The organism is Kitasatospora sp. NPDC088351 (assembly GCF_040685575.1).
Classification (GTDB): Bacteria; Actinomycetota; Actinomycetes; order Streptomycetales; family Streptomycetaceae; genus Kitasatospora.
This window is the reverse complement of record NZ_JBFBIL010000027.1, coordinates 44,739-69,525: the sequence shown is the minus strand read 5'-3', so window position 1 is coordinate 69,525 and position 24,787 is coordinate 44,739. Positions and strand designations below refer to the sequence as shown.

Here is a 24,787-nt window from a genome sequence, read left to right as displayed (position 1 = left end):
GGCCGTTGTGCGGCGGCCGCCCCGGCTCCGGTCAGCCCTTGGCGAGCAGCGCCTCGGCGTGCGCTCTTACCTGATCCTTCGTCAGATAGGCGTCGGTGTACTCGAAGTCCTGCAGCCGGGCGGGCTGGCGGGCCAGGAAGCCGGTGCGGACGAAGTCGTCTCCGGCGGTGGCGTTCAGCAGCCAGTTGGCGCCGACCCGGAACTTGGCGACATTGGTGCGCATCGCCATCAGGTGGTAGCCGCGCGCCACCAGCTGGGCCGGCACCCCGTGCAGCTCCACGCCCAGCGGCTTGGAGACCGCGTCCTTGCCGCCGAGGTCCACCACCAGGCCCAAGTCCTTGTGGTAGTAGGGCTCCAGGGGTCGGTTGTGGAGCGCGGCGAGCACGTTGTCCGCGACCGCCCGGCCCTGGCGGGCGGAGTGCTGGGCGGTCGGCGGGCAGACCGCGCCGTCGCCCTTGGAGAGGTCCGGCACCGCGGCCGCGTCGCCGAGCGCGAACACGCCCTGGAACTGCGGCACCCGCATCTCCGCCGTCACCGCGATCCGGCCGCGCACCGTCTCGGCGTCCAGCGTGCCGATCAGCGGGCTGGCCGCGACGCCCGCCGTCCAGATCAGCGTGCGGCAGGGCAGCACCCGGCCGTCGGTGAACTTCACCGATTCGGCGCCGACTTCGGCCACCGAGACGCCCAGCGAGACCTCGATGCCGCGCTCGCGCAGCACCTCCAGGGCGGCGAGGCCCAGCGCGTCGCCCAGCTCCGGCATCAACTTGGGCGCGATGTCGATCAGATGCCACTTGATCTGCCGGGCGTCCAGCCGTGGGTAGCGTTTGGTGGCCGCGGTGGTCAGCCGCTGCAGGCAGGCGGCGGTCTCGGTGCCCGCGTAGCCGCCGCCGACCACCACGAACTGGAGCCGGGACTCGCGCTCCTTCTGGTCCAGGGTGGCCGAGGCGAGGTCGAGTTGGGCGATCACGTGGTCGCGGACGTAGGCCGCCTCGGCGAGCGTCTTCATCCCGCGCGCGTAGTCCGTCAGGCCCGGGATGTCGAAGGTGCGGGTCACGCTGCCGGGGGCGAGCACCAGGTAGTCGTACTTCTGCGCCACCACCTCGTCGGTGATCTTGCGGACCACACAGACCTTGGAACGCGGGTCGATCCCGATCGCGCCGCCGGGAACGATGTGGGTGCGGCGCAGTGTGCGGCGCAGCGAGACCGCGACCGACTGCGGAGTCAGCACCCCGGCGGCCACGTGCGGCAGCAGCGGGAGGTAGAGCTGATAACTGAACGGCGTGACCAGCGAGATCTCCGCCTCCGAGGGCGTGAGCTTGTGTTCGAGGCGGCGAGCGCACTCCAGTCCGGCGAAGCCGCCGCCCACGATCAGGATCCGAGGTCGTTCCATCGTTCATCCCTTACAGCGCAGGTCGTCCAGTGCAGGGTCCGGGGCCTCAGACGCGCCCTATTGCCCGCCACACTCGCACGGAGCAGCGTGGGCTGCCACCGGGGAGGCGCGGATGGCGCAGACGCGCCGGAGTTACCCGCCTCGCGCATATGCCCGATAGGCTGTCGGGCGTGCTCACCGAGGTGACGGCGATCCGTTATGTGACGCCACTGCGAGAAGGCGGCTCGATGCCGGGCCTGGTCGAGGCGGACGACCGACGGCTGTACGCCCTGAAATGGGTCGGCGCGGCGCAGGGCCGCAAGGCGCTGGTGGCGGAGGTGCTGGCGGGTGAACTCGGCCGCCGGCTGGGCCTTCCGGTGCCGGAGCTGGTCACCGTCGATCTGGATCCGGTGCTCGCCCGCAGTGAGCCGGACCCGCTGATCCAGGACCAGATGCGGGCCAGCGGCGGAGTCAACCTGGGCATGGCCTTTGTCAGCGGCGCGCTCAACTTCGATCCGCTCTGCTTCGACGTGGACGCCGGACTGGCCGGGCAGGTGCTCTGGTTCGACGCGCTGATCGGCAATGTGGACCGCTCCTGGCGCAACCCCAACCTGCTGGTCGCCACCGGCGGGCTGCGGCTGATCGACCACGGTGCGAGCCTCATCTTCCATCACCACTGGGCGGGCGCGGCCTCCTGGATCCGCCGCCCGTACGACGCCTCCGACCACGCGCTGCTGCGGGCCGAGCCCGATCTGTCGGCGGCCGACAAGGCGCTCGCCCCGATCGCCGAGGCGGCGATCGAGGATGCGGTGGCGCAGATCCCCGACGTCTGGCTGGCGGACGAACCCGGCTTCGACTCGCCCGAGGCGGTGCGCGCCGCGTACCGCGCCCAGCTCACCGAGCGACTGGCCGGTCCGCGCGACTGGCTGCCGGAGGTGTCCGCATGACCGAGCCCCTGCCGCCGGCCCTGCCGGCCGTCGCCGAGCTGCACGACTACGAGTACGCGGTGATCCGGGCGGTGCCCCGGGTCGAGCGCGGGGAGTGCGTCAACGTCGGGGTGCTGCTGTACTGCCGGCAGAGCGGGCACCTGGCCGCCCGGACCCACCTCGACCAGGGCCGGCTGCTGGCGCTCGACCCGGTGGCGGACGTCGCCGGGGTGCGCCGCGCGCTGCACGGGATCGAGGCGGTCTGCGTGGGCGGCCCGCCGGCCGGTCCGGCGGCGGCCGACAGCCCCGGGCAGCGGTTCCGCTGGCTGACGGCGCCGCGCAGCGCGATCGTCCAGCCGGGGCCGGTGCACACCGGGCTGACCGCCGATCCGGAGGCGGAACTGCGGCGGCTCTTCGACCAGTTGGTGCTCTGACCGCCGTTCCGGCCGCTGCCCCGCGGGCGGGGAGGCGGGTGCCGCGGGGCGGAGGAAGAGCGGGTGAGCGGTTGGCCGGCGGACCTTTGCTGTGGTCAAAGCTTGAGTTACTGAAGCACTCGGTCGTACGCTGACCCCATGGGTTCGACAGCGACGACGACCGTACCGACCAACCCCGAGTTGATGGAGGTGTTGGCCGCCGTGGGCGCCGCGTACTTCCAGGACTTCGCGGCGGCGGCGGCCCGGCATGGCCTCTCCTCCTCGCAGGCCAAGGCACTGGGGGCGGTGCAGGAGCCGGTGCCGATGCGGGCGCTGGCCGGGCGGCTCGGCTGCGACGCCTCGAACGTGACCGGGATCGTCGACCGGCTGGAGTCGCTGGGCCTGGCCCACCGTGAGGCCGCGGCCGGTGACCGGCGGGTCAAGATCGTCGTCATCACCGAGCAGGGCCGGGCGATCCTGGGCCTGATCCGCGGCGAGATGGCCCGTACCCACCAGGCCTTCGAGGCGATGAGCGACGAGCAGCGGGTGGCCCTGCACTCGATCTGCTCCCAGGTGCTGCCGGTGCTGAGCGGCCGGGCGGTCAGCCCGCAGTAGCCAGCAGCCGGGCGGTGGAGCACCGGGCCAGCTCCTCGGCGTGCCCGGGCAGGGCGCCGTCGGCGCGCAGGTGGCGGCGGACGGTACTGCGGCACACCCTGGCGATGCGTACCCGCGGCCCGGCGCGGCTGACCCGGCCGCTGGTCTACCGGCCGCTGCGCGACGCCCTGATCGAGGACAGCCTGGACCGGGCCGAGCGCGCCGGCGCGGGAACGGTGGCCCGGCCGGCGCGCTGGAGCGGGTGGGTCAGAGTGCTGCGGCGAGGACTGCGGGCAGCGGCGCGTGGTGGAGCAGGGTGAGCCGGCGGGTGGCCCGGGTGAGGGCGACGTAGAGGTCCTGGCCGCCCTTCGGGGACTGGGCGAGGATGGCGGCCGGGTCGACGACCACCACCGTGTCGAACTCGAGTCCCTTGCAGCCCGCGACCGTCAGCCACCCCGAGCGGGCGGCCAGGGCGTCCGGCGCGATCACGCCGAGGGTGCCGACCGGGGCGGGCAGCCGGGCCAGGGCGGTGGTGTAGTCGGCGTCCGGGACGTGGACGGCGCTCGGCGGCTCGGCGTCGTCGCGGACGGACTCGGGCGGCCGCTGGTCGGGGGCGACGCTGCGCAGGACGGCCGCGGCCGGCCTCATGATGGCGGCGGGCGTGCGGTAGTTGACGGTCAGCCGCTGCTCGCGCCAGCGGCCGGCCAGATGCGGGTCCAGCATCTCGGCCCAGGACCGGGCGCCGGCCGCCGAACCGGTCTGGGCGAGGTCGCCGACGACGGTCAGCGAGCTGGTCGGCACCCGGCGCAGTACGGCCCGCCAGGCCATCGCGGACAGCTCCTGCGCTTCGTCGACCACCACGTGTCCGTACGCCCAGGTGCGGTCGGCGGCCGCCCGTTCGGCGGTGGAGCGGTACGGGCCGTCGTCGTGGAACCGATCGGCCAGCAGGGCCGGGTCCAGGGTGGCGTTGCCGGTCTGCCCGGTGATGGTCAACACGCCCTGGGCGTAGGCGAGTTCATCGGCCCGGCCGCGCTCCGCCGCGCGGGCCCGGGCGCGGGCGGGGGCGTCGTCCTCGCCGAGCAGCTCGGCGGCCTCGTCCAGCAGCGGGACGTCCTCGACCGTCCACGGGCCGCCTGGCGGGCGGAGCAGCGCGGCGCGTTCGGCGGGGGAGCGGCCGGGGGTGGCGGCGGTCAGCAGGGCCCGGTCGGTGAGCAGCCGTTCGACCAGGCCCTCGGGGGTCAGCTTCGGCCAGAGCGCGCCCAGCGCGGCCCGGACGTCCGGCCGCTCCCACAGCTCGCGCGGGGCGTAGCGGGCCTCCTCCTCGTCGTACTGGCGGCCGAGGACGAGCGCCTGGGCGACGGCGAGGGCGTCCAGCAGGGTGCGCAGGAAGAACCCGCGGGCCCGGTTGTGCGGCAGCCGCAGGCCGCGGGCGGCCGCGCGGGCTTCGGCGCAGACCCGGTGCGACAGACGCAGCCCGTCGCCGAGGTCGAGTCCGTCGGCGGGCGCCGACTGGTGGGCCCGGACGGCGCGTTGGAGGACGTCGGCCATCCAGGGGCCGCCCTTGGCGACGGCGGTGGCGGGGGTGTCGGAGGCCGTGGCGTCGACACCGGGGAAGAGCCCGCCGACGGTGCAGAGCACCACCTCGGTCTCGCCGAGCGCGGGCAGGACCTGGTCGATGTAGCGCAGGAAGGCCGGGCTGGGGCCGACGACCAGCACGCCGCGCCGCTCCAGCACCGCGCGGTGCGTGTACAGCAGGTAGGCGGCGCGGTGCAGGGCGGCGACGGTCTTGCCGGTGCCGGGGCCGCCCTGGACGACCAGGGCGCCGGAGAGCGGGGCGCGGATCACCCGGTCCTGCTCGGTCTGGATGGTGGCCACCGCGGTGCCCATCCGGCCGGTGCGCTCGCGGCCCAGCGCGGCCAGCAGGGCGGCCTCGCCGACCAGGGTGCGCCGGCCCTCCTCGCCGAGGCCGGCCAGGTCTAGGGCCTCGTCGTCCAGGCCGGTGACGGTGCGGTCGCGGGTGTGCAGATGGCGGCGGCGCACCACGGTGCCGGGGTCGGCCGGGGTGGCGGTGTAGAAGGGGCGGGCGGCGGGGGCGCGCCAGTCCAGCAGCAGCGGCTCGTACTCCTCGTCGGTCAGTCCGGTGCGGCCGATGTGGTGAACGGTGCCGTCGCGTGCGTCGAGCCGGCCGAAGCAGAGGCCGCGTTCGACGGCGTCCAGCCGGGCGCACCGGCGGGCGGCCTCGGTGGCACGGACCTCGCGCTCCAGCCTGGCCTGGTGGGTACCGCCGGCGCCGGCCTGGGCGAGGACGCCGTCCAGGGTGCGGCGGGTCTCCTCCCGGACGGTGTCCAGCCGGGCGTACAGCCGGGTGAGGCAGGCCTGTTCGGTGCGCAGGGCCTCGGCGAGCGCCTCGGCCGCCGACGGCTCCGGGGGTACGGCAGGGTTCGCCGCCGGTTCCGGATGTGCTGGTGCTCCCGGGCGGGCTGTCGGTTCCGCTGGAAATTCGTCCATCGATGTGGTATCCTTGCGGTGAGGAGTTTGTAGTGCCTCTAATTTTCCGTGCTCAAGTGACCCAGCCTACCCGATGCGCGGCCGTTCCGGCTGACCTCGGCTGTTAGGCTTGCGAAGCGTGAGCGCGAAGCCCCAGATCCCCAATGTCCTGGCCTCCCGGTACGCCTCGGCGACCCTGGCCCAGCTGTGGTCCCCCGAGCACAAGGTGGTCCTCGAGCGCCACCTGTGGCTCGCCGTCCTGAAGGCCCAGCAGGACCTCGGTGTCGAGGTGCCCGCCACCGCCGTCGCCGACTACGAGCGCGTGGTCGACCAGGTCGACCTCGGCTCCATCGCCGCCCGTGAGCGGATCACCCGCCACGACGTGAAGGCCCGGATCGAGGAGTTCAGCGAGCTCGCCGGTCACGAGCAGATCCACAAGGGGATGACCTCCCGGGATCTGACCGAGAACGTCGAGCAGCTGCAGATCCGCCAGTCGCTGGAGCACGTGCGGGACCGCACGGTGGCCGTCCTGGTCCGCCTCGGCCGTCTCTCCGCCCAGCACGCCGAGCTGGTCATGGCCGGCCGTTCGCACAACGTGGCCGCGCAGGCCACCACCCTGGGCAAGCGCTTCGCGACCGTCGCCGACGAGCTGCTGGTCGCCTTCAGCCGCCTGGAGGAGCTGATCGCCCGCTACCCGCTGCGCGGGATCAAGGGCCCGGTCGGCACCGCCCAGGACATGCTGGACCTGCTCGGCGGCGACACCGACAAGCTCGCCGAGCTGGAGCGCCGGGTGGCCGGCCACCTCGGCTTCCAGAACGTGCTGACCAGCGTCGGCCAGGTCTACCCGCGCTCGCTGGACTTCGAGGTGCTCACCGCCCTCGTCCAGCTCTCCGCCGCGCCCTCCAGCCTGGCCAAGACCATCCGTCTGATGGCCGGCCACGAGCTGGTCACCGAGGGCTTCAAGGAGGGCCAGGTCGGCTCCTCCGCGATGCCGCACAAGATGAACACCCGCTCCTGCGAGCGCGTCAACGGCCTGGCCGTCATCCTGCGCGGCTACGCCTCGATGACCGCCGAGCTGGGCGGCGACCAGTGGAACGAGGGCGACGTCTCCTGCTCGGTGGTCCGCCGGGTCGCGCTGCCGGACGCCTTCTTCGCCTTCGACGGCCTGCTGGAGACCTTCCTGACCGTCCTCGACGAGTTCGGCGCCTTCCCGGCCGTGATCGAGGCCGAGCTGGACCGCTACCTGCCGTTCCTGGCCACCACCAAGGTGCTGATGGGCGCGGTGCGGGCGGGCGTCGGCCGGGAGACCGGGCACGAGGTCATCAAGGAGCACGCCGTCGCCTCCGCGCTGGCGATGCGGGCCGGCGCCCGGGAGAACGAGCTGCTGGACCGGCTGGCCGCCGACGAGCGGATCCCGCTGGACCGGGCCGCCCTGGACGCGCTGCTCGCCGACCGGCTCTCCTTCACCGGTGCGGCCGGCGCCCAGGTCGCCGAGGTGGTCCGCCGGGTCGAGGCCGTCGCGGCCGCGTACCCGGAGGCCGCCAAGTACGCGCCGGGCGACATCCTCTGACGCCCCGTCTGCACTGACGCCGCGCCTGCGCCGGTGTGCCGTCAGTTCGCCGAGGGCCCTGCCGCCGTTCCGGTGGCGGGGCCCTCGGCCGTTCCGGCGTCGACGTGGCCCGGGTCGAGCGGCGGGGCGTTGGTGCCGCAGGACCACTGGCAGTCCGGCTCGGCCACCGGGCGGTGGTCCTCGGGGGCCAGCACATTGCCCCGGACGGTGGTGACGGCCACCAGCGCGCCGGCGACCAGCAGCCCGGCGCAGATCAGCATCGCGGTGTGGAAGGCCGAGTCCACCGAGGCGGGCACCCGGTAGGCCTCGCCGCTGAGACCGGCCAGGGCGGGCAGGGCGGCGACCGCGAGCAGGCCGGCGGCCCGGGCGGCGGCGTTGTTGACACCGCTGGCGATGCCCGCGTGCCGGACCTCCACCGCCGCCAGCACCGTGGCGGTCAGCGGCGCGACCAGCAGCACCATCCCGCAGCCCAGCACGGTGACGGCGGGCAGCACGTCCGCCCAGTACGAGGCGCCGGGGCCGATCCGCAGCATCAGCAGCACACCGCCCGCGCAGAGCAGCGGACCCACGGTGAGCGGCAGCCGCGGGCCGATCCGCTTGCCGAGCCGCCCGGCGCGTGCCGACAGGGCCAGCATCAGGACGGTGACCGGGATCAGGGACAGCCCGGAGACCAGCGGGGAGAACCCGGAGACCGTCTGCAACTGCACCACCAGGAGGAAGAACACTCCGCTGAAGGCCGCGTACACGCAGAGGGTGACCAGGTTCACCGCGGTGAACAGCCGGGAGGAGAAGAGGCCGAGCGGCAGCATCGGCTCCGGGCTGCGGCGCTCCACCGAGACGAAGGCCGCCCCCAGCAGCAGGCCGGCCACGCCGGTCACCCAGACGGACGCGGACACCCCTCCACCGGCCGCCGTCAGCGCGTAGGTGATCGCGCCCAGGGTCAGGGCGGCGAGCAGTGCGCCGAGGACGTCGAACCGGCCGGTCGCACTCTCGTCCCGGCTCTCCGGCACGTGCCGGGCCGCCACCGCGACCACCAGGACGGCGAGCGGGACGTTCAGCAGGAAGATCCACCGCCAGCCGGGGCCGTCCACCAGCCAGCCGCCGAGGAACGGCCCGACCGCGGCCGACACCCCGCCGAGGCCGGACCAGAGGCCGACCGCCGCCGAGCGGTCGTCCGGGTGGAAGACGGCCTGGAGCATCGCCAGTGAGCCGGGGGTGAGCAGGGCGCCGCCGATGCCCTGCACGGCGCGGGCGATGACCAGCACGCCGATGGTGGGCGCGGCGGCGCAGGCCGCCGAGGCGACGGCGAACCAGACCACGCCGATCAGGAACACCCGGCGGCGGCCGTAGCGGTCGCCGAGCGCGCCGCCGAGCAGGATCAGCCCGGCCAGGGTCAGCAGATAGGCGTTGAGCGTCCATTGCAGGGCGGCGAGGGGGGCGCCCAGATCGGCGCCGATCCGGGGCAGGGCGACGTTCACCACGGTGCCGTCGAGCATCGCCATGCTGGAGCCGAGCACCGTCGCCAGTAGTACCCAGCGACCCTGCGCGGTGCCCAGGCGCAGGGTGCCGGCCTCGGAGGTGGCCACCGCCCGATCGTGCGCCCCGCGGGCCGACGTGACAAGGGTCACCGGGGGGTGTGTCGGCGAATGGCATTCCGTAGGTGATCGCGTGCGTACTGACGCGAATATCGGCGGAGTGTCGCCGGGCGGTCGCTCCAGGTCAATGGATTGTGTGCGTACCGTGCAGCCGATCATTCGGAGTGTCACGACGCCTCGGGGCTTTGTGGTGACTTCACGTGATCGACATTGCTTAGCCCGTACGGATGGGTTTTAGTTCAGCGACCGCCCGGCCACGGCCCGGGCGGCCACCGGGTGGAACGCCTAGTCCTGCCGCTGCCCGGTGGTGCGAACTGAACTCTGTACGGCAGGAGCGGGGGACCCAAAGGTAAGTCGCCGGACCGGAATTCACGGTCCGGCTTGGGGTGAAGCCGCATTGCGGCCGGGCAACTCCAGCCCGAACCCGACAGCTCACCTCGTAGGCGTCGGAGAGGAAATCTTCCATGCCCGCACAGGCTCGTCGTATCGCCCTGCCCCGCGCCGCCCGCATCGGTATCGCCACCGCCGTCACCGGCGCCGCTTTCGCCCTTCCGCTGGTGACCGCGATCAGCGCCCAGGCCCACACCGCGCCGGCCGCGAAGCCCCGGCAGAGCAACTCCTCGACCGCCGACGCCGCCCCGGCCGCCGCCCCGCAGCAGGCCGCCCCGGCCGCCGCGCCGGTCGAGCAGAGCTACCAGGTCGTCGGCGGGGACACCCTGTCGAAGATCGCCGACGCCAAGCAGGTCGAGGGTGGCTGGCAGGCGCTGTACGAGCAGAACCGCTCGGTCGTCGGTGCCAACCCGAACCTGATCTTCCCGGGCCAGAAGCTCGCGCTCGGCGCCAAGGCCGCCGCTCCGGCCGAGGCCGCCAAGCTGGCCGCCCCGGTTGCTCCGGCCGCTCCGGCCGCCGCGCCGAAGCCGGTTCAGACCGCCAAGCCGGTCAAGCCCGCCCCGCAGACCCCGGTCCAGACCAAGATCGAGGTCGCCAAGCCCGCCACCCCGGCCCCGGTTACCGTGGCCGGCGTCGCCAGCTACGTCTCCCCGGTCGCCAGCCCGAAGCTCGGCACCGCCTACGGCGTGGCCGGCTCGATGTGGTCCTCCGGCCACCACACCGGCGCCGACTTCGTCGTCTCCACCGGCACCCCGCTGCGCGCCGTCGCGGGCGGCACCGTGGTGAAGGCCGGCAACGGCGGCGCCTACGGCAACGAGGTCGAGATCAAGCTCGCCGACGGCAAGTACGCCCAGTACGCGCACCTGTCCTCGATCGGCGTCAGGATCGGCCAGACCGTCACCGCCGGCCAGCAGATCGGCCTTTCGGGCGCGACCGGCAACGTGACCGGCCCGCACCTGCACTTCGAGATCCGCACCGGTGCGGGGTACGGCACGGACGTCAACCCGATCGCCTACCTGCGGGCGCACGGCGTCGCCATCTGATCGGGCATCAGAACCACCGCTGGGTGCGGGGCGTACGGCCACTCGGGATGGTCATGTCGGGTGACCGCTCGACCGGGTGATCGCCGCACCGACAGTGGCACCCTGGGCGCGGGACACGCCCAGTCGGCCGGCCCGGCTCGCGAGAAATCCTCTCGCGAGCCGGGCTGGCCGTTTTCGTTTTACGTGACGCCAAGGGAAGTTGACGTCTGGTCAGCCCAGTTGACCGGTGGCCTGGTTCAGATCCGGTGGGCGGGCAGCGCGCGGTGTGCGGCGGTCAGCAGCTGGTGTACCCGGTGGCCGAACTCGTCCGCGTCCCGGGCGGGTTCGGGGAAGACCAGACGGACGTCGCGATGGCCGTGCGGGTGGTCCAGGCGCAGCACCAGGCCGTACCGGTCGAGGGCCAGCGGGCGGATCCCGGGCCGCTCGGTGAGTAGGTCCGGGTCGAGCAGGCGGGTGAGCACGGCGAGCGCGTCCGGGTGGTCGTCGGCGAGGTGGGTGAGCAGGCCGGCCTCGTAGCGGGCGAGCGGGTCGGGCCCGGCGAGGGCGAGGTCGGCGCCGGTCAGCGCGGTGGTGCCGTACGGGGTGGAGAGGACGGCGTGTGCGACGTCCAGGCGCAGGTGGACGCCGAGCCCGTCGTCGGCGAGGTGGGCCAGGTGGAGCCGGCCGGCCAGGGAGAGCCGGCCGCGGACGCGGTCGCGGACGGCGACCGGGGCGATGTCGGTGAGGTCCAGGACGACGGCGAGCCCGTCCTGCGCGCGGGTGGCGGCGAGGGTGAGCGGCGCGTCGAGGGGGGCGTGGAGGCGCAGCCGGGAGCCCTGTACCGCGATCGGGGTGTCCAGCTCATGGTGCTCGCCGCAGGCGCGGATCACCACGGAGGAGGTGGCGGTGAGCAGACTGCAGACCCGTTCGGCGGCGGTGGGTTCGGGCGCCTCCGGCGCCTCGGGTGCCGTGGTGTCCACGGGGCTCATGGCTGACCTCCAGTAAGTTAGGTGAGCCTAACCTAATCGTGCCGAGGGGTACTGGCAAGCGTGGCGTATGTTCACCTAGGCAATATCCGGCGCTTGCAAGTATCTGGATGGTAGACGTATTGTCGGCGCTGGTAGTTGCACATGCAATCGTCTTGGAAAGCAGACTCTCATGCCCCTCGCGCTCCTGGCGCTGGCGATCAGCGCCTTCGGCATCGGCACCACCGAGTTCGTGATCATGGGCCTGCTGCCCGAGGTCGCCGGCGACTTCTCGGTGTCCATCCCCACCGCGGGCCTGCTCATCTCCGGCTACGCGCTCGGCGTCGTGGTGGGCGGACCGCTGCTCACCGTCCTCGGCACCCGGATCCCCCGCAAGGGGATGCTGCTGATGCTGATGGGCCTGTTCATCGCCGGAAACCTGGTCTCCGCCGTGGCGCCCGCCTTCGGCCTGCTGATGGTCGGCCGGATCCTCGCGGCCTTCGCGCACGGCGCGTTCTTCGGGATCGGCTCGGTGGTCGCGGCCGATCTGGTCGCCCCGCAGAAGCGGGCCGGCGCCATCGCCCTGATGTTCACCGGGCTCACCGCCGCCAACGTCCTCGGCGTGCCGATGGGCACCCTGCTCGGCCAGCACTTCGGCTGGCGGTCCACCTTCTACGTGGTCGCGGCGCTCGGCGTGATCGGGTTCGCCGGCATCGCCGCGCTGGTGCCCGTCCAGCGGCGCGCCGAGGGGGCCCGGCTCGGCCCGGAGCTGGCGGTCTTCCGCCGGCCGCAGATCTGGCTCGCGCTGACCATGACGGTGTTCGGCTGGGGTGGCATCTTCGCGATGTTCACCTACATCACGCCGATGATGACCGAGATGGCGGGCTTCGCCGACACCAGCGTCACCTGGCTGCTCTTCCTGTTCGGCATCGGGCTGTTCGTCGGCAACCTGCTCGGCGGCTGGTTCGCCGACCGCGCGCTGATGCGCAGCCTGTACGTGATCCTGGCGGTGCTGGCGGTGCTGCTGTTCGCCTTCACCTTCGCCTCGCACAGCAAGGCCGGCGCGATCATCACCATCCCGCTGATCGGCCTGTTCGGCTTCGCCACCGTCGCGCCGCTGCAGAAGCGGGTGATGGACCAGGCCGCCGGTGCGCCCACGCTGGCCTCGGCCGCCAACATCGCCGCGTTCAACCTGGGCAACGCGCTCTCCGCCTGGCTCGGCGGGCTGGTCATCTCCGCCGGGCTCGGCTACGACGCGCCGAACTGGGTCGGCGGGCTGCTCACCGTCGCCGCGCTGGGCGTCGCCCTGCTCTCCGGCACCCTGGAGCGGCGCGAGGCCAAGGGCGCCGCCCGGGTGGTGGCGCGCGGCGCGGCCGCCGAGCAGGCCGTCACCGCCGGCCGGTGACGGCGGACGAAAGCGCCGGGGCCCGGACGGCCGACTGGTCGTCCGGGCTCCGGCGCGTACCGCCTCGGGCGGCTCAGCCGATCACGGCCTGCGCGTCGATCTCGACCAGCATCGGCTCCTGCGGCAGCTCGACGAAGATCGTGGTGCGGCAGGGCTTCACCCCGCCGGCCTTGACGTTCTCGTCGATGAACTCGGCGTAGACCTCGTTCATCAGCGGGAAGTCGGCGCGCTTGGTCAGGTAGACGCGGAACATCACCACGTCCTCGATGGTGGCGCCGCCGGCCTCGACGATGGCCTTGACGTTCTCCAGCGTCCGCCGGGTCTGCGCCTTGACGTCGCCGTGGTACAGGTACTCGCCGGTGGCCGGGTCCTGCGGGCCCTGGCCGGAGACCTGCAGGATCGGGCCCTTGCGGACGCCCTGGGAGAACATCCAGGCCGGGGCGGGGGCGCCGTCGGTGCGGATCTCGGTCTTGCCGTTGACGGGCTGCTGGTCGCTCATGCGGTGCTTCCTCGGTTGGTGATGGTGGGTCAGGCGGTCGGGGCGGCCGGCCCGGCGTGCGGCGGCTGGCCGCAGTCGGCGGAGACGGCGCGGGTGGTGGCGAGCAGCTGCGGCAGCAGTTCGAGCACCTGCTCGTAGGGGAGCACGACGTCCGGGACGGAGATCGACGCGGCGGCGACCACCCGGCCGCTGGCGTCCCGGATCGGCGCGGCCACGCAGTTGATGAAGGCCTCGTGCTCGGCGTGGTCCTGCGCCCAGCCCTGGGCGGAGACCTTCTCCAGCTCGGCGAGCAGGGCCTCGGGGGTGGCCAGGGTGTGCGCGGTGTGCGGGATGAAGTCGATCCCGGCCACCACCCGGCGGCGCTCGGGCACCGGCAGGTCGGCGAGCAGCACTTTGGAGACGGCGGCGCTGTGCAGGGCGGCGCGCAGACCGATCCGGGAGTACATCCGCACCGGGTGGCGGGAGTCGTACTTGTCGATGTAGACCACCTCGCCGCCCTCGTACGCGGCCAGGTGGACGGTCTGACCGGTGGCCGCGTTCAGCCCGGCCAGGTGCGGCGCGGCGATCCGGCGGATCCCGCGCTGTTCCAGGGCGAGGCCGGAGAGGGCGAAGAGTCCGGCGCCCAGGTGGTAGCGGTAGGCCGGGTCCCGGTAGACGAAACGTTCCTCTTCGAGGCTCTGGAGCAGCCGCAGCACCGTGGTCTTGTGCACGCCGAGCACCTCGGCCAGCTGGTCGAGGGAGCGCTCGCCCTCACCGAGCTCGGCGAGGATGCGCAGGGCGCGGGTGACGGTCTGGCTCATCGTGCTCCAAGGGCCGGGGACGCGGCCGGTCGAGGGTCGGGGGCACCGCCCCCGGCCACGGGCAGTACCGGGGACACGATGCCATCCGCCGAGACCCGGGTCGCGGCCCAGTCCCCCGGGGAGGCGGTCAGCAGGGCGGTGACCACCGGCTCGGGCGGCAGCTCGGCCTGGTCGCCGTGGGCGGTGAGCGCGCAGGCCGCGCTGAGGTGGCCGAGCCGCAGCCGGCTGCGCTGGTCCAGGCCGCGCACGGTGGCGGCCAGATAGCCGGCCGCGAAGGCGTCGCCCGCTCCGGTGGCCTCGACCACCTCGACGGCGAGGGCCGGCTCGGTGACGGCGGTGCCGTCCCGGTGCAGGGCCGTGACCATTCGGGCGGCGTCCTTGACCACCACGGTGGCGGGGGAGGGGAAGAGGCGGCGCAGCGCGTCCGGGTCGCCGGTGCCGAAGGCGGCCTCCGCCTCGTCGGAGCCGAGCAGCAGCACGTCGGCCGCGTCCAGCAGGGGCGGTAGGACGGCCGGGTCGCGCTCGCGCCACAGGGCCGGGCGCCAGTTCAGGTCGAAGCTGACCAGACGGCCCGGGCGGCGGTCGGCCAGCAGGGCGCGGAGCAGCTCCAGACAGTCGTCGGAGAGGGCGGCGGTGATGCCGGACAGGTGCAGCAGCCGGGCGCCGGCCAGCAGCCGGGCGGCGGCCGGATCGTCCAGCACGGCGGGGGAGAGCGCGGACGCCGCGGAGCCGCGGCGGTGGTAGTGCAGCCGGCTGCGGCCGGGCCCGAGGTCGTGGCGGCGGCCGGTGCTGCCGCCCACCTCCTTGAGGTAGAGGCCGGTCGGGCGGTGCGGGTCGACGGCGACCGCGGACACGTCCACCCCGCGTGCGGCGACCTCGCCGGTCAGGCGGCGGCCGAAGCCGTCGTCGCCGACCCGGCTGATCCAGGCGCTCGGCACACCGAGCGCCGCCAGGGCGCCCGCCACGTTGGACTCCGCGCCGCCGACCGAGAGGTGGAAGTTCTCCACCGACTCCAGCGGGCCCGGCCGGTCGGGCAGCAGGACGGCCATCGACTCGCCCACGCACACCGCCTCCACCGCCGGGGTGCGGCGCGGCGGGGTGCCCGAGCTCACGGCCTGGTCCTGTCGTGGCATCTGCTGGGCTCCTCGTGTCCTGCGGCTGACCGTTCCGTTGACCTTCGTCCGGCGCCGATGCTAGAACCGTGATGCCAGCATGTGCAACCCTCGTTGCGTATGTTGCAACATCGGCGATGGAGGAAGACCGTGGAACAGACCTTCGCAAGCAGCGGCACCGGGCCGGGCATCGACGCCGGCAAGGTGGCGGCCCTTGCCGACGAGGTGCTCGACTGGCGGTTCAAGGCCCTGCCGCCCGAGGCCTGGGGGCTGAGCGTCCGCGACTACCTCGCCACCCGGCCCGCCCTCGCCGGCCTCGGCACCCCGCTGCTCACCCTGGACGCCGCCGCGGTCGACCACAACGTGCGGACCATGGCCGAGTGGTGCGCCAAGGCGGGGGTGGCCCTCGTCCCGCACGGCAAGACGACCATGGCGCCCGCGCTCTGGCAGGCGCAGCTCGCCGCAGGCAGTCACGGCATCACCCTCGCCAACCTGCCGCAGGTGCGGGTGGCCCGGGCCTTCGGCGTCCAGCGGATCCTGCTCGCCAACACGCTGCTCGACCCCGCCGGACTGGGCTGGCTCGCGGCCGAGCTCACCGCCGACCCGTCGTTCGCCTTCGTCTCCTGGGTGGACTCCGCCGAGAGCGTCCGGCTGATGGACGAGGCCCTGCGCGCGGCCGGCGCCGAACGGCAGGTCGAGGTGCTGGTCGAACTCGGCGGCCCCGGCGGGCGCACCGGAGCGCGCGGCGTCGAGGAGGCCGTCGAGATCGCCGCCGCGGTACTGCGCGCGCCCACCCTGCGGCTGGCCGGCGTCGGCGGCTACGAGGGGGCGCTGGCCCACGACGCGAGCGAGGAGGGGCTGGCCACCGTCCGCGGCTATCTGCGGGCCCTCGCCGATCTGCACGGGCGGCTCTCCACCGCCTGCTCCAGCGGCGCCGAGCCGATCGTGTCGGCCGGCGGGAGCGCCTACTTCGACCTCGTGGTCGAGGAGCTGGCCGGGCTGCCGGACGCCCTCGTGGTGCTGCGCTCGGGCGCGTACGTGGCGCACGACGACGGCTTCTACCGGGGCATCTCGCCGCTCGGGCGGGGCGCCGGCCAGGCGCCGTTCCGCAGCGCCCTGCACGGCTGGGCGCGGGTGGTCTCCCGCCCCGAGCCGCAACTGGCCCTGCTCGACGCCGGCAAGCGCGACCTGCCGTTCGACGAGGGCCTGCCGGAGCCGCAACTCGTCCGGGGCGGGCCCGGGCTGGCCGGGACGGCCGCCCGGATCACCGCGCTCAACGACCAGCACGCCTTCCTGCGCGACGCGGGCGACCTCGCCCCCGTCGGTGCCGTCCTGCGGCTCGGGGTCTCGCATCCGTGCACCGCCTTCGACAAGTGGACGATGATCCCGGTGCTGGACGACGCGGACAGCCCCGAGCCGAAGGTCACCGGCCTGGTGCGGACGTATTTCTGATGAGGCCTCAGGCGGAAGGGCAGGCCCTCGTCTTCAAGGGTGCCACGGTCGTGGACGGTACCGGCGCCGAGCGGTACCGCGCGGACGTCCGGATCAGCCACGGACTGATCACCGAGATCGGCCACGGCCTCGGCGCCGTCCGGGAGGTGGACGCCGACGGGCTCGTCCTGGCACCCGGCTTCATCGACATGCACGCCCACTCCGACCTGGCCCTGCTGCTCGAACCCGAGCACCCCGCCAAGGTCACCCAGGGCGTCACCTGCGAAGTGCTCGGCCAGGACGGCCTGTCCTACGCGCCGGTGGACGACGGCACGCTCGCCGCGCTGCGCCGCCAGATCGCCGGCTGGAACGGCGACCCCGAGGGCTTCGACTGGGACTGGCGCACCGTCGGCGGCTACCTGGACCGGCTGGACCGCACCGGCGTCGCCGTCAACGCCTGCTACCTGGTGCCGCACGGCTCACTGCGGATGCTCGCCATGGGCTGGGAGAACCGGGCACCGAGCGCGGCCGAACTCGACCTGATGCGCCAACTCCTGGCCCAGGGGCTGCGCGAGGGCGCGGTCGGCCTCTCCAGCGGCCTCACCTACACCCCGGGGATGTACGCGGACACCGCCGAACTGGTCGAGCTGTGCACCGTCGTCGCGGCGCACGGCGGCTTCCACGCGCCGCACCAGCGCTCCTACGGGGCCGGGGCGCTGGAGGGCTACGCCGAGATGGTGGAGATCGCCCGCCGCTCCGGCTGCCCGCTGCACCTGACCCACGCCACCATGAACTTCGGCGTCAACCAGGGGCGGGCCGGTGAACTGCTGGACCTCGTCGACCGGGCGCTGGACGACGGCGTGGACCTCACCCTGGACAGCTACCCCTACCTGCCGGGCTCCACCACCCTGGCCGCCCTGCTGCCCGGTTGGGCCACCGAGGGCGGCCCGCAGGCCACCCTGGCCCGGCTCGGCGAGGCGGACGCCCGCGAGCGGATCCGGTACGAGGTGGAGGAGAAGGGCAGCGACGGCTGCCACGGGGTGGTCACCGACTGGGAGACCATCCAGATCTCCGGCGTCCGCGCCCCCGGCCTGGCCGCGGTGGTCGGGCGGACGGTCGCCGAACTCGCCGCCGAACAGGGCCGGTCCGGTACCGAGGTCTTCCTCGACCTGCTGTGCCGGGACGAGTTGGCGACCACCATCCTCCAGCACGTCGGCCACGAGGAGAACGTCCGGACGATCATGCGCCACCGCGCGCACACCGTCGGCAGCGACGGCCTGCTGGTCGGCGCCCGGCCGCACCCGCGCGCCTGGGGCACCTTCCCCCGGTACCTCACCCGCTACAGCCGGGAGCTGGGCGTCCTCACGCTGGAGGAGACGATCGCCCGGATGACCGGCCGCCCCGCCGCCCGGCTCCGGCTGGACCGGCGCGGCCTGATCGCCCCGGGCCACCACGCCGACCTGGTCCTCTTCGACCCCGAACACGTCCAGGACGCCGCCACCTTCGACCAGCCCCGCCGGCCCGCCACGGGCATCGAGTACGTCTTCGTCAACGGCACCGCCGTCATCCAGCAGGGCCGCACCACGGGCGCCCGCCCGGGCCGCGCCCTGCGCCGAACCGACCGAGGGACCCGAGCCGCATGAGCCCCGCACAGCCCCTTCCCGCACAGCCCCTTTCCGCGCGGTCCGCTCCGGCGCAGTCCGTGCTCGCCACCGCCCGGGCCGCGCTGGCCGCCGAGCCGGTGATCGCCGTCGTCCGCGCCCCCCGGATACCGGACGCCGCCGCACTCTGCGCCGCGCTCGCCGAGGGCGGCATCACCTGGGCCGAATTCACCTACACCACACCGGATGTGACGGACCATCTGCGCCGGGCCTCGGCCGAGGGCTGGCGGGTCGGGGTCGGTACCGTGCTCACCGCCGAGCAGGCCGAGCGCGGCGTCGAGGCCGGCGCGTCCTTCCTGGTCACCCCCGGCTGCCGGCCCGAGGTGGCGCAGGCCGCACATACCGCCGGGGTGCCGGTCGTGCTCGGCGCGCTCACCCCTACCGAGGTCGCCCAGGCCGTCGACCTCGGGGCCGCCGCCGTCAAGATCTTCCCGGCCAGGGCCTTCGGCCCCGGCTACTTCAAGGACCTGCACGGCCCCTACCCGGACGTGCCGCTGGTCGCCTCCGGCGGCGTCAACGCGGGCAACGCGGCGGACTTCCTCGCGCACGGCGCGCTCGCGGTCTGCGCCGGCACCGACGTCGTGCCGCCGGCCGTCGTCGCGGCCGGGGACTGGGCCGAGATCACCCGCCGGGCCAAGGCGTTCACGGAGGCGTGTGCGACACGAGCCGCCTGACGCGGACTGTCGGGACGGCCGGGATCGGACGACAATCGTTAGCCCGGCCCCCGGCACCCGGCAGGAGGATCCACCCCCATGACCTCGACCCGACCCGGCCCCGACTGGCTGGCCGACGCCGTCCTCTACCAGATCTACCCGCAGACCTTCGCCGACTCCGACGGCGACGGCATCGGCGACTTCGCGGGCATCACCGGGCACCTCGACCACCTCGCCTGGCTCGGCGTCGACACCGTCTGGCTCAACCCCTGCTTCGCCTCGCCGTTCCGTGACGCCGGGTACGACATCAGCGACTACCTCGCCCCGGCGCCCCGCTACGGCACCACGGACGACCTGGTCGCGCTGGTCGAGGCCGCCCGCCGCAAGGGCATCCGCGTCCTGCTCGACCTGGTCGCCGGCCACACTTCGGACCGGCACCCGTGGTTCCTGGCCGCCGCCGAGGACCCGGGTGACCACCGCTACATCTGGTCCGACCGCCCGGTGGACGGCTTCGTCGCCTCGCCCGGCCGTCGGCCCGGTTGGTACCGGCCGAACTTCTTCGACTGTCAGCCCGCGCTCAACTTCGGTTACGCGCACAGCCGTTCCGACCAGCCCTGGCGCCAGCCGGTGGACGCCGACGGGCCGCGCGCCAACCGCGCCGCCCTGCGGGAGATCATGGCGCACTGGCTCGGCCTCGGCCTGGCCGGCTTCCGGGTGGACATGGCCTCCTCCCTGGTCAAGGACGACCCCGGCTTCGTCGAGACCGCCAAGCTCTGGACCGAACTGCGCGACTGGCTCGACCGCGCCCACCCGGGGGCCGCGCTGTTCGCCGAGTGGGGCGACCCGGCCGTCGCCGTCGCGGCCGGGTTCCACGCCGACTTCTTCCTCCAGTTCGGCGGCCCCGACCGGGGTCTGCCGCTGCGCTCGCTGTGGAACAACGGCGCCGGCACCGCCGAGGAGCGCTGGACACAGGGCCCCTGCTACTTCGAGGCCGAGGGCCGTGGCACCCCGCAGACCTTCCTGGACGCCTGGCGCTCCGCCGCCGAACTCACCGAGGGCACGGGCCATATCGCCCTGCCCACCGCCAACCACGACTTCTCCCGGCTCGCCACCGGCCCGCGCACCGCCGAGCAACTCGCCCCCGCCTTCGCCTTCCAGCTCACCTGGCCCACCCTGCCCGCCGTCTACTACGGCGACGAGATCGGCATGCGGTACCTGCCCGGGCTCCCGGACGTCGAGGGCAGTGTGCTCGGGCCCCACTACAACCGGGCCGGCTCGCGCACCCCGATGCAGTGGGAACCGGGCCCGAACGCGGGCTTCTCCACGGCGCCGCCCGAGCGGCTCTACCTGCCCGTCGACCCCGACCCGCACCGCCCCGACGTCGCCACCCAGCGGGCCGATCCGACCTCCCTGCTGCACACCGTCCGCCGGCTGATCTCGCTGCGCCGCGCCCACCCCGGCCTCGGCGCCGGCGGCACGGTCGAGGTGCGGCATGCCGGCTACCCGCTGGTGTACACCCGGGCCGGGCGGTACCTGGTGGCCGTCAATCCGAGGCGCGAGCCGGGGGCGGTGCGGTTCGGGCCGGGCGCGCTCCGGCCGCTGGACGTCCAAGGGGTGCGGATGGTGGACGGGGAGCTGCGGGCCGAGGGCTTCTCCTACGGGGTGTTCGAGCTGGTCTGACCGGGGGCCCCGCGGGCGGCACGCTGATGGCCGGCGCGGCCCTGTACGAGGGGCGCGGGCCGCGGCAGTGTGCTCGCCCGGGCGGGGGCCGCCGGTCAGGGGCGGGCCGCTACCCGGCCCGGGGCTCAGGCGGGCGGGTGAAGCAGCAGTCGCCGCAGACCCCGGCGCCCGGGCCGACGCGGTAGTACAGGCAGCAACTGTTCCGGCGGAACGCGGTGCCGCGCGGTCCGAGGGCGCGCAGCACACCGGTGCCGGCCAGCGGCGGGCGGTCCAGCAACTCCGCGACGAGGGCACGGCCGTGGCCGGGTGCCCCGTGGGCGTCCAGCATCCGCAGCGCGCCCGCCAGCGCGGACGCGGCGTTGCCCCAGAGCAGCCGGCCGGCGATCGGCGCCACCGTCCGGACGGCCGCTCCCAGTGGCGTCAACTGGCCCTGGACGACGGACTGGTGGAGCCGCTCGGTGAGCGGTTCACGTCCGGACGGCGCGGGTGCGTACGGCGTCCAGAGATCGATCGGCCCCTGGTCGGGCACCCGGACACGGGCGCGGTCCGGGTCCAGGTCGGGCACCACGCCCAGCAGGAGGGCCGAGCCGAGGCCGACCGACCAGAACCGGGCGGCCAGCCCGAGGTGCAGGATCGACGCCGCCACCCGGGGCTCGGCGGTGCCCAGTCGCTGTGCCACCACGCGCACCCGCCCCGCCAGCAACGAGTCCGGTCCGCCGGCGTACAGCTCGCGCAGCGGCCGGAAGCCCGGGGGCGGGCCCTCCCCGGGGGCGGTGGCGACGTCCAGGGCGAAGTACGGTCCGACGGCGGCCAGTTGCCGGTAGTCCAGCACGGGGGTCACCGGCCGGCGCCCGTCGGGCCGGTGAACACGGCGGGCGGCGCGGAGCGGGTGACGTGTCCGGGCGGGCCGACGGTGACCAGGTGGGCGGCCCGGTCCTGGGCGGCGGGGACGGCGGGAGTCGCGCGGTCGTCGATCATCGGGCCGTCCTCCGGGGATGGTCCGGGGCGTCAGCCCCGCACGGTGAAGTTGCCACTGCTGGTGCGGATGAACGCTACCGCGCCCCGGCAGTCCGGGACGGGCCGACCGAACGCTCCCCGGAGCCGGCCGAGCCGGTCGGCGCGGCCGTTGTCCTGGACGGTGATCGAGACCTTGGAGCCCACGAGCCGGCGACCGGGGAACCACGGTGCCTCGCCCCGGGTGATCACGCCCGTGGCGACGGCGTCCCGGCTGCGGCCGGATCCGCTCCGGTGTCCTGCGGTCCGTCAGTTCTGCCGCACGGGAGCGGGATCGCTCCGCCCGGGTAAGATTCCGCCCTCCCCCGGGAGGACCGTGCCGCCGTACCGCCGGGACCGGCCCCGTAGGCTCGGGCGCATGCGTACCGACCCTCCGCCCCCGGCCTTCGTCGCCCCGGTTCGCCGGTTGCTGGCCGCCGGCGCCGTCCTGGTGCTGCTGGCCCCGGTGGTGCCGGCCCGCCCGGGTGACCGCGCGGCGGCCCTGCTCGTCGCCGCCATGGCCGCGCTCACGGTGCTGGTGGCGACGGTCCGGTGGCCGGCCCGGAGGGTGACGCTCGGGGCGGCCGCCGTCGTCGTGGCCGCCGCCTCGCTGGCACTCGACGCGGGCTACTCGGGCCTCTACCGGCTCCCCGCGTTCTGGCTGCCCTTCGAGTGGCTCGCCCTTCTGGTGCTGCTCGGCCGGGCGATACGCCGGGTGCCGGGCCGATGGGTGGGCGCGGTGGCGGTCCTGGTCGGCCTGGCGACGCTCCTGGTGCCGCTGCGCTTCACCCTGCGGACCCCGCACGGTGGATGGCAGGACTCGCTGGTTGCCCTCCTGCTCTCGCTCCTCCCGGCCGTCGGCGTCGCCGGGGCGGGCCTCTACCTGCGCGTGCTGGACACCCGCCGGGAGCGCGCGGTGGCTCGCGCCCGCCGCGAGCAGCGGCTCGAAGTGGCCCGGGGACTGCACGACTTCGTCGCCCACGAGATCACCGGCATCGTCCTGGAGGCACAGGCCGGCCAGCTGCCCGGCCAGGACCGGGAGGAGACGGCCGCACTGCTGCGCCGCCTGGAGGAGGCCGGACTGCGGGCGCTGGACTCGATGGACGAGATGGTGGGCGCCCTGCGCGACCCGCAGTCCGACGCGGCGGCGGCCGGCCGGACGTCCGGTGCCACCCGGATCCGCGGGCTGGCCGATCTTCCGGAGCTGGTCGGCCGCTTCACCACGACCGGCCCCGCCGGTGCCGAGGTCCGCGCCACCGTCGAGCTGGCGCCGGATGCCACCGGAGTGCTCTCCGCCGAGGCCGAGGCCACCGTGTACGCCGTCGTCCTGGAGTCGCTGACCAATGTGCGGCGGCACGCGCCGGGCGCCACCGAGGTGGCCGTCCGGGTGACGGCCGGTCCCGGCCGGGCGGTCGAGGTGTCGGTGACGAACGACGGCGGGGCGGCGCGCGGCCCGAAGGGCCTGCTGCGCCGTCGCGTGGGCGGCGGCACCGGGCTGGCGGGCCTGGCCGAACGCGCCGCGGCGCACGGCGGCACCCTGGAGGCGGGCCCGTACCGGCCGTCCGGCTGGCGGACCGTCTGTGTGCTGCCGGTGCGGTAGGCGGCCCGGCCCGGGCGGGGCGCGCGGTCGGCCGGGTGCCGGGTATCTGCCGAACGGCAGATGGCAGCGGCGGGCGCAGCGGCGAGGCTCGTAGTCGTCACCGACCCGCTCCTGCCGGAGGATCCACCTCATGACCAGTACCCCGTCCGTCCGCCGGGCGTTTCCCCGAATGTCTGCCCGGGCGTCTTCCGGGCGGGCGCCCGCCACCGTTCTGGCCCTGGTCCTGGCCGCCTTCGTCTCGTCGGCCGCCGTCACCGGCTGCGCGACGGCGAAGGACGCCACCCCTGAGGAGAAGGTCTTCAGCTACGGCGGAACCACCCTCGACGTGCGTGCCCACGGCCTCCCCACCGACCTGGTCGCGACGGACCGTCAGGATGTCAGGGTGATCCGCTGGTTCGAAGCGCGGGTCATCGGTTCCAAGGAAGCCAGTTGGAGCCTGGACGGTGATGCCCTCGACCTCAGGGCCGGCTGCAACGGCATCGCCAACTGCGATGTGAGGTTCCGGGTGGAGGTGCCGCGCGGTCTGACCGTTCTGCGTGACGGCCGGGCGACCGACCTCGGGGGCAACGCCTCCTGACACCGGCCGTCCTTGCCTCCGGTGTCCGGGTGGGGTGGTGGTGCGCCCGGGGGCGTGGTGCCGACGCGGCCCGGTGTGGCCGGGGCCGTCGGCGTGCGAGACTGCTCGGCGTGACGAGCCCGAACCCGCAGCCCATCCGCACGTTGATCGCGGACGACCAGGAGGCGGTCCGCCGGAGCGTGCGGCGGATTCTGGACGCCCAGCCCGACATCGAGGTGGTCGGTGAGGCCGCCGACGGCGCCGCCGCGCTCGAACTCGCCGGGCAGCTGCGCCCCGACGTCGCTCTGGTCGACATCCGGATGCCCCGGATGGACGGCCTGGAACTGACCCGCAGGCTGGCCGGACCGGGTGCCGTCACCCCGGTCAGGGTGGTCGTGCTGACCACCTTCGACCTCGACGAGTACGTCTATCCGGCCCTGCGGTACGGCGCGTCGGGTTTTCTGCTGAAGCGTTCCGGCCCGGCGTTGCTGGCCGAGGCGGTCCGGGCGGCGGCGGGCGGCGAGAGTCTGATCAGCCCGTCCGTCACCGTCCGCCTGCTGGAACACGTCACCGCGCCCCGGCGTGCCGAGCGGCGGCCCGGACCGGTGGTGCCGCTCACCGAGCGGGAGGTGGAGATCGCCGGACAGGTGGCGGCGGGCCGGACCAACGCGGACATCGCCGCCGAGCTGTTCATCTCACCGGGCACGGTCAAGACGCATGTCGCCAGCATCCAGCGCAAGCTCGACGTGCCGAACCGGGTCGGCATCGCCGTGCACGCCTGGGAGATGGGGTACCCGGTGCCGGCCGCCGGGGGCCGCGCACCCTGAACCGTCCCGGAGGCCCCGGGACGCCCCGGGGGTGTCCGGCGTCGGCCTGCGGTGTTCCGGGCACCGGTGAACCTGCGAGGCCGGGGTGGCCTCCGGACTACGTCCTCCGGCCTGTTAGTTCGATCGTCGACCGAGGTACCAGCGGCAGACCTTGATCCGTCTCGATCTGTCGCCACTGCCTCCTGCGGTCAAACTCCCACTGTTACCTCGCAGGTTCACTACCATCATGCGCCTCTTAC

Annotated in this window: 23 protein-coding genes, 1 pseudogene and 1 riboswitch; of the genes and pseudogenes, 14 read left to right on the top strand and 10 right to left on the bottom strand. The window is 74.2% G+C overall.

The features are described 5' to 3' along the window. Positions 1–31: 31 nt before the first annotated feature. Complete coding sequence (locus AB0P06_RS20245; protein ID WP_363609126.1) at positions 32–1,390, bottom strand: NAD(P)/FAD-dependent oxidoreductase; 1,359 nt, start codon at positions 1,388–1,390, stop codon at positions 32–34. A gap of 170 nt (positions 1,391–1,560) precedes the next feature. On the opposite strand from AB0P06_RS20245, the gene AB0P06_RS20240 reads away from it, so the two are divergent. From AB0P06_RS20240 to AB0P06_RS20225, 4 genes and pseudogenes are all read left to right on the top strand, one after another. Then, complete coding sequence (locus tag AB0P06_RS20240) at positions 1,561–2,316, top strand: HipA family kinase (protein WP_363609167.1); 756 nt, start codon at positions 1,561–1,563, stop codon at positions 2,314–2,316. Next, positions 2,313–2,729: a DUF3037 domain-containing protein gene (locus AB0P06_RS20235; protein WP_363609125.1), complete on the top strand. Its 417-nt coding sequence runs from the start codon at positions 2,313–2,315 to the stop codon at positions 2,727–2,729. The genes AB0P06_RS20240 and AB0P06_RS20235 overlap by 4 nt, the downstream gene beginning before the upstream one ends. Before the next feature lie 138 nt (positions 2,730–2,867). Then, the gene (locus AB0P06_RS20230; RefSeq protein WP_363609123.1) at positions 2,868–3,323 is read left to right on the top strand and encodes a MarR family transcriptional regulator; all 456 of its coding nucleotides are present in this window, start codon (positions 2,868–2,870) and stop codon (positions 3,321–3,323) included. 77 nt (positions 3,324–3,400) lie between these two features. Beyond that, positions 3,401–3,622, top strand: a pseudogene (locus AB0P06_RS20225) (SRPBCC family protein); the annotation flags it as partial. Here the strand turns inward: AB0P06_RS20225 and AB0P06_RS20220 are convergent. Beyond that, positions 3,570–5,810: an ATP-binding domain-containing protein gene (locus AB0P06_RS20220; protein WP_363609121.1), complete on the bottom strand. Its 2,241-nt coding sequence runs from the start codon at positions 5,808–5,810 to the stop codon at positions 3,570–3,572. The pseudogene AB0P06_RS20225 and the gene AB0P06_RS20220 sit on opposite strands and share 53 nt — an antisense overlap. A gap of 118 nt (positions 5,811–5,928) precedes the next feature. Here AB0P06_RS20220 and purB point away from each other — a divergent pair, with 118 nt between their 5' ends. Beyond that, positions 5,929–7,359 (top strand): adenylosuccinate lyase, encoded by a 1,431-nt coding sequence (purB, locus tag AB0P06_RS20215; RefSeq protein ID WP_363609119.1) that lies wholly within the window; start codon positions 5,929–5,931, stop codon positions 7,357–7,359. A 41-nt stretch (positions 7,360–7,400) separates the two neighbouring features. Here the strand turns inward: purB and AB0P06_RS20210 are convergent, their stop codons facing one another. Beyond that, a complete protein-coding gene (locus AB0P06_RS20210) occupies positions 7,401–8,945 on the bottom strand; it encodes an MFS transporter (RefSeq protein ID WP_363609117.1) in 1,545 nt (514 codons plus the stop codon). 311 nt (positions 8,946–9,256) lie between these two features. Continuing rightward, positions 9,257–9,415, top strand: a riboswitch (cyclic di-AMP (ydaO/yuaA leader). A 3-nt stretch (positions 9,416–9,418) separates the two neighbouring features. Here AB0P06_RS20210 and AB0P06_RS20205 point away from each other — a divergent pair. Beyond that, positions 9,419–10,387: a LysM peptidoglycan-binding domain-containing M23 family metallopeptidase gene (locus tag AB0P06_RS20205; RefSeq protein ID WP_363609116.1), complete on the top strand. Its 969-nt coding sequence runs from the start codon at positions 9,419–9,421 to the stop codon at positions 10,385–10,387. A 236-nt stretch (positions 10,388–10,623) separates the two neighbouring features. Here the strand turns inward: AB0P06_RS20205 and AB0P06_RS20200 are convergent, their stop codons facing one another. Further along, a complete protein-coding gene (locus AB0P06_RS20200) occupies positions 10,624–11,355 on the bottom strand; it encodes a DUF2470 domain-containing protein (RefSeq protein ID WP_363609114.1) in 732 nt (243 codons plus the stop codon). Positions 11,356–11,524: 169 nt separating this feature from the next. Here AB0P06_RS20200 and AB0P06_RS20195 point away from each other — a divergent pair, with 169 nt between their 5' ends. Further along, positions 11,525–12,736 (top strand): MFS transporter, encoded by a 1,212-nt coding sequence (locus tag AB0P06_RS20195; protein WP_363609112.1) that lies wholly within the window; start codon positions 11,525–11,527, stop codon positions 12,734–12,736. 73 nt (positions 12,737–12,809) lie between these two features. Here the strand turns inward: AB0P06_RS20195 and AB0P06_RS20190 are convergent, their stop codons facing one another. Genes AB0P06_RS20190 through AB0P06_RS20180 form a run of 3 tightly spaced genes read right to left on the bottom strand, consistent with a single transcriptional unit; the run spans position 12,810 to position 15,168 of the window. Further along, a complete protein-coding gene (locus tag AB0P06_RS20190) occupies positions 12,810–13,235 on the bottom strand; it encodes a RidA family protein (RefSeq protein ID WP_363609110.1) in 426 nt (141 codons plus the stop codon). Positions 13,236–13,264: 29 nt separating this feature from the next. Beyond that, positions 13,265–14,035, bottom strand: a complete 771-nt coding sequence (locus AB0P06_RS20185; RefSeq protein ID WP_363609108.1) for an IclR family transcriptional regulator — start codon at positions 14,033–14,035, stop codon at positions 13,265–13,267. Beyond that, a complete protein-coding gene (locus AB0P06_RS20180) occupies positions 14,032–15,168 on the bottom strand; it encodes a sugar kinase (RefSeq protein WP_363609106.1) in 1,137 nt (378 codons plus the stop codon). Before AB0P06_RS20180 ends, AB0P06_RS20185 begins: the two co-directional genes overlap by 4 nt. Before the next feature lie 129 nt (positions 15,169–15,297). Here AB0P06_RS20180 and AB0P06_RS20175 point away from each other — a divergent pair, with 129 nt between their 5' ends. The 4 genes from AB0P06_RS20175 to AB0P06_RS20160 all read left to right on the top strand — a co-directional run bounded on the left by AB0P06_RS20175 (position 15,298) and on the right by AB0P06_RS20160 (position 20,572). Further along, a complete protein-coding gene (locus AB0P06_RS20175; RefSeq protein ID WP_363609104.1) occupies positions 15,298–16,599 on the top strand; it encodes an alanine racemase in 1,302 nt (433 codons plus the stop codon). Continuing rightward, positions 16,599–18,221: a D-aminoacylase gene (locus AB0P06_RS20170; RefSeq protein ID WP_363609102.1), complete on the top strand. Its 1,623-nt coding sequence runs from the start codon at positions 16,599–16,601 to the stop codon at positions 18,219–18,221. The genes AB0P06_RS20175 and AB0P06_RS20170 overlap by 1 nt, the downstream gene beginning before the upstream one ends. Then, positions 18,218–18,913 carry a bifunctional 4-hydroxy-2-oxoglutarate aldolase/2-dehydro-3-deoxy-phosphogluconate aldolase gene (locus AB0P06_RS20165; RefSeq protein ID WP_363609100.1) on the top strand — a complete coding sequence of 232 codons (696 nt, stop codon included), beginning with the start codon at positions 18,218–18,220 and terminating at the stop codon, positions 18,911–18,913. The genes AB0P06_RS20170 and AB0P06_RS20165 overlap by 4 nt, the downstream gene beginning before the upstream one ends. Positions 18,914–18,991: 78 nt before the next feature. Further along, positions 18,992–20,572, top strand: coding sequence for an alpha-amylase family glycosyl hydrolase (locus AB0P06_RS20160; RefSeq protein WP_363609098.1), 1,581 nt, complete (start codon positions 18,992–18,994; stop codon positions 20,570–20,572). A 109-nt stretch (positions 20,573–20,681) separates the two neighbouring features. Here the strand turns inward: AB0P06_RS20160 and AB0P06_RS20155 are convergent, their stop codons facing one another. From AB0P06_RS20155 to AB0P06_RS20145, 3 genes are read right to left on the bottom strand one after another with little or no spacing between them, the layout of a single operon-like run. Beyond that, entirely contained in the window at positions 20,682–21,413 is a 732-nt protein-coding gene (locus AB0P06_RS20155; RefSeq protein WP_363609096.1) for a (2Fe-2S)-binding protein, read from the bottom strand. Next, positions 21,410–21,550, bottom strand: a complete 141-nt coding sequence (locus AB0P06_RS20150) for a hypothetical protein (protein WP_363609095.1) — start codon at positions 21,548–21,550, stop codon at positions 21,410–21,412. Before AB0P06_RS20150 ends, AB0P06_RS20155 begins: the two co-directional genes overlap by 4 nt. A gap of 30 nt (positions 21,551–21,580) precedes the next feature. Further along, positions 21,581–21,733, bottom strand: coding sequence for a hypothetical protein (locus tag AB0P06_RS20145; RefSeq protein WP_363609093.1), 153 nt, complete (start codon positions 21,731–21,733; stop codon positions 21,581–21,583). Between the two features lie 211 nt (positions 21,734–21,944). Here AB0P06_RS20145 and AB0P06_RS20140 point away from each other — a divergent pair, with 211 nt between their 5' ends. The 3 genes from AB0P06_RS20140 to AB0P06_RS20130 all read left to right on the top strand — a co-directional run bounded on the left by AB0P06_RS20140 (position 21,945) and on the right by AB0P06_RS20130 (position 24,548). Further along, positions 21,945–23,165: a histidine kinase gene (locus AB0P06_RS20140; protein WP_363609091.1), complete on the top strand. Its 1,221-nt coding sequence runs from the start codon at positions 21,945–21,947 to the stop codon at positions 23,163–23,165. Between the two features lie 130 nt (positions 23,166–23,295). Continuing rightward, positions 23,296–23,742 (top strand): hypothetical protein, encoded by a 447-nt coding sequence (locus AB0P06_RS20135; protein WP_363609090.1) that lies wholly within the window; start codon positions 23,296–23,298, stop codon positions 23,740–23,742. Between the two features lie 110 nt (positions 23,743–23,852). Continuing rightward, entirely contained in the window at positions 23,853–24,548 is a 696-nt protein-coding gene (locus tag AB0P06_RS20130; protein WP_363609088.1) for a response regulator transcription factor, read from the top strand. Positions 24,549–24,787: the final 239 nt, after the last annotated feature.

Bases quoted from the DNA above. Each gene is read 5' to 3' on its own strand.
- AB0P06_RS20170 (WP_363609102.1), top strand. From the start codon at position 16,599: ATGAGGCCTCAGGCGGAAGGGCAGGCCCTCGTCTTCAAGGGTGCCACG.
- AB0P06_RS20220 (WP_363609121.1), bottom strand. From the start codon at position 5,810: ATGGACGAATTTCCAGCGGAACCGACAGCCCGCCCGGGAGCACCAGCA.
- AB0P06_RS20150 (WP_363609095.1), bottom strand. From the start codon at position 21,550: ATGATCGACGACCGCGCGACTCCCGCCGTCCCCGCCGCCCAGGACCGG.
- AB0P06_RS20205 (WP_363609116.1), top strand. From the start codon at position 9,419: ATGCCCGCACAGGCTCGTCGTATCGCCCTGCCCCGCGCCGCCCGCATC.
- AB0P06_RS20245 (WP_363609126.1), bottom strand. From the start codon at position 1,390: ATGGAACGACCTCGGATCCTGATCGTGGGCGGCGGCTTCGCCGGACTG.
- AB0P06_RS20235 (WP_363609125.1), top strand. From the start codon at position 2,313: ATGACCGAGCCCCTGCCGCCGGCCCTGCCGGCCGTCGCCGAGCTGCAC.
- AB0P06_RS20140 (WP_363609091.1), top strand. From the start codon at position 21,945: ATGCGTACCGACCCTCCGCCCCCGGCCTTCGTCGCCCCGGTTCGCCGG.
- AB0P06_RS20165 (WP_363609100.1), top strand. From the start codon at position 18,218: ATGAGCCCCGCACAGCCCCTTCCCGCACAGCCCCTTTCCGCGCGGTCC.
- AB0P06_RS20230 (WP_363609123.1), top strand. From the start codon at position 2,868: ATGGGTTCGACAGCGACGACGACCGTACCGACCAACCCCGAGTTGATG.
- AB0P06_RS20135 (WP_363609090.1), top strand. From the start codon at position 23,296: ATGACCAGTACCCCGTCCGTCCGCCGGGCGTTTCCCCGAATGTCTGCC.
- AB0P06_RS20185 (WP_363609108.1), bottom strand. From the start codon at position 14,035: ATGAGCCAGACCGTCACCCGCGCCCTGCGCATCCTCGCCGAGCTCGGT.
- AB0P06_RS20190 (WP_363609110.1), bottom strand. From the start codon at position 13,235: ATGAGCGACCAGCAGCCCGTCAACGGCAAGACCGAGATCCGCACCGAC.
- AB0P06_RS20160 (WP_363609098.1), top strand. From the start codon at position 18,992: ATGACCTCGACCCGACCCGGCCCCGACTGGCTGGCCGACGCCGTCCTC.
- AB0P06_RS20180 (WP_363609106.1), bottom strand. From the start codon at position 15,168: ATGCCACGACAGGACCAGGCCGTGAGCTCGGGCACCCCGCCGCGCCGC.
- AB0P06_RS20195 (WP_363609112.1), top strand. From the start codon at position 11,525: ATGCCCCTCGCGCTCCTGGCGCTGGCGATCAGCGCCTTCGGCATCGGC.
- AB0P06_RS20200 (WP_363609114.1), bottom strand. From the start codon at position 11,355: ATGAGCCCCGTGGACACCACGGCACCCGAGGCGCCGGAGGCGCCCGAA.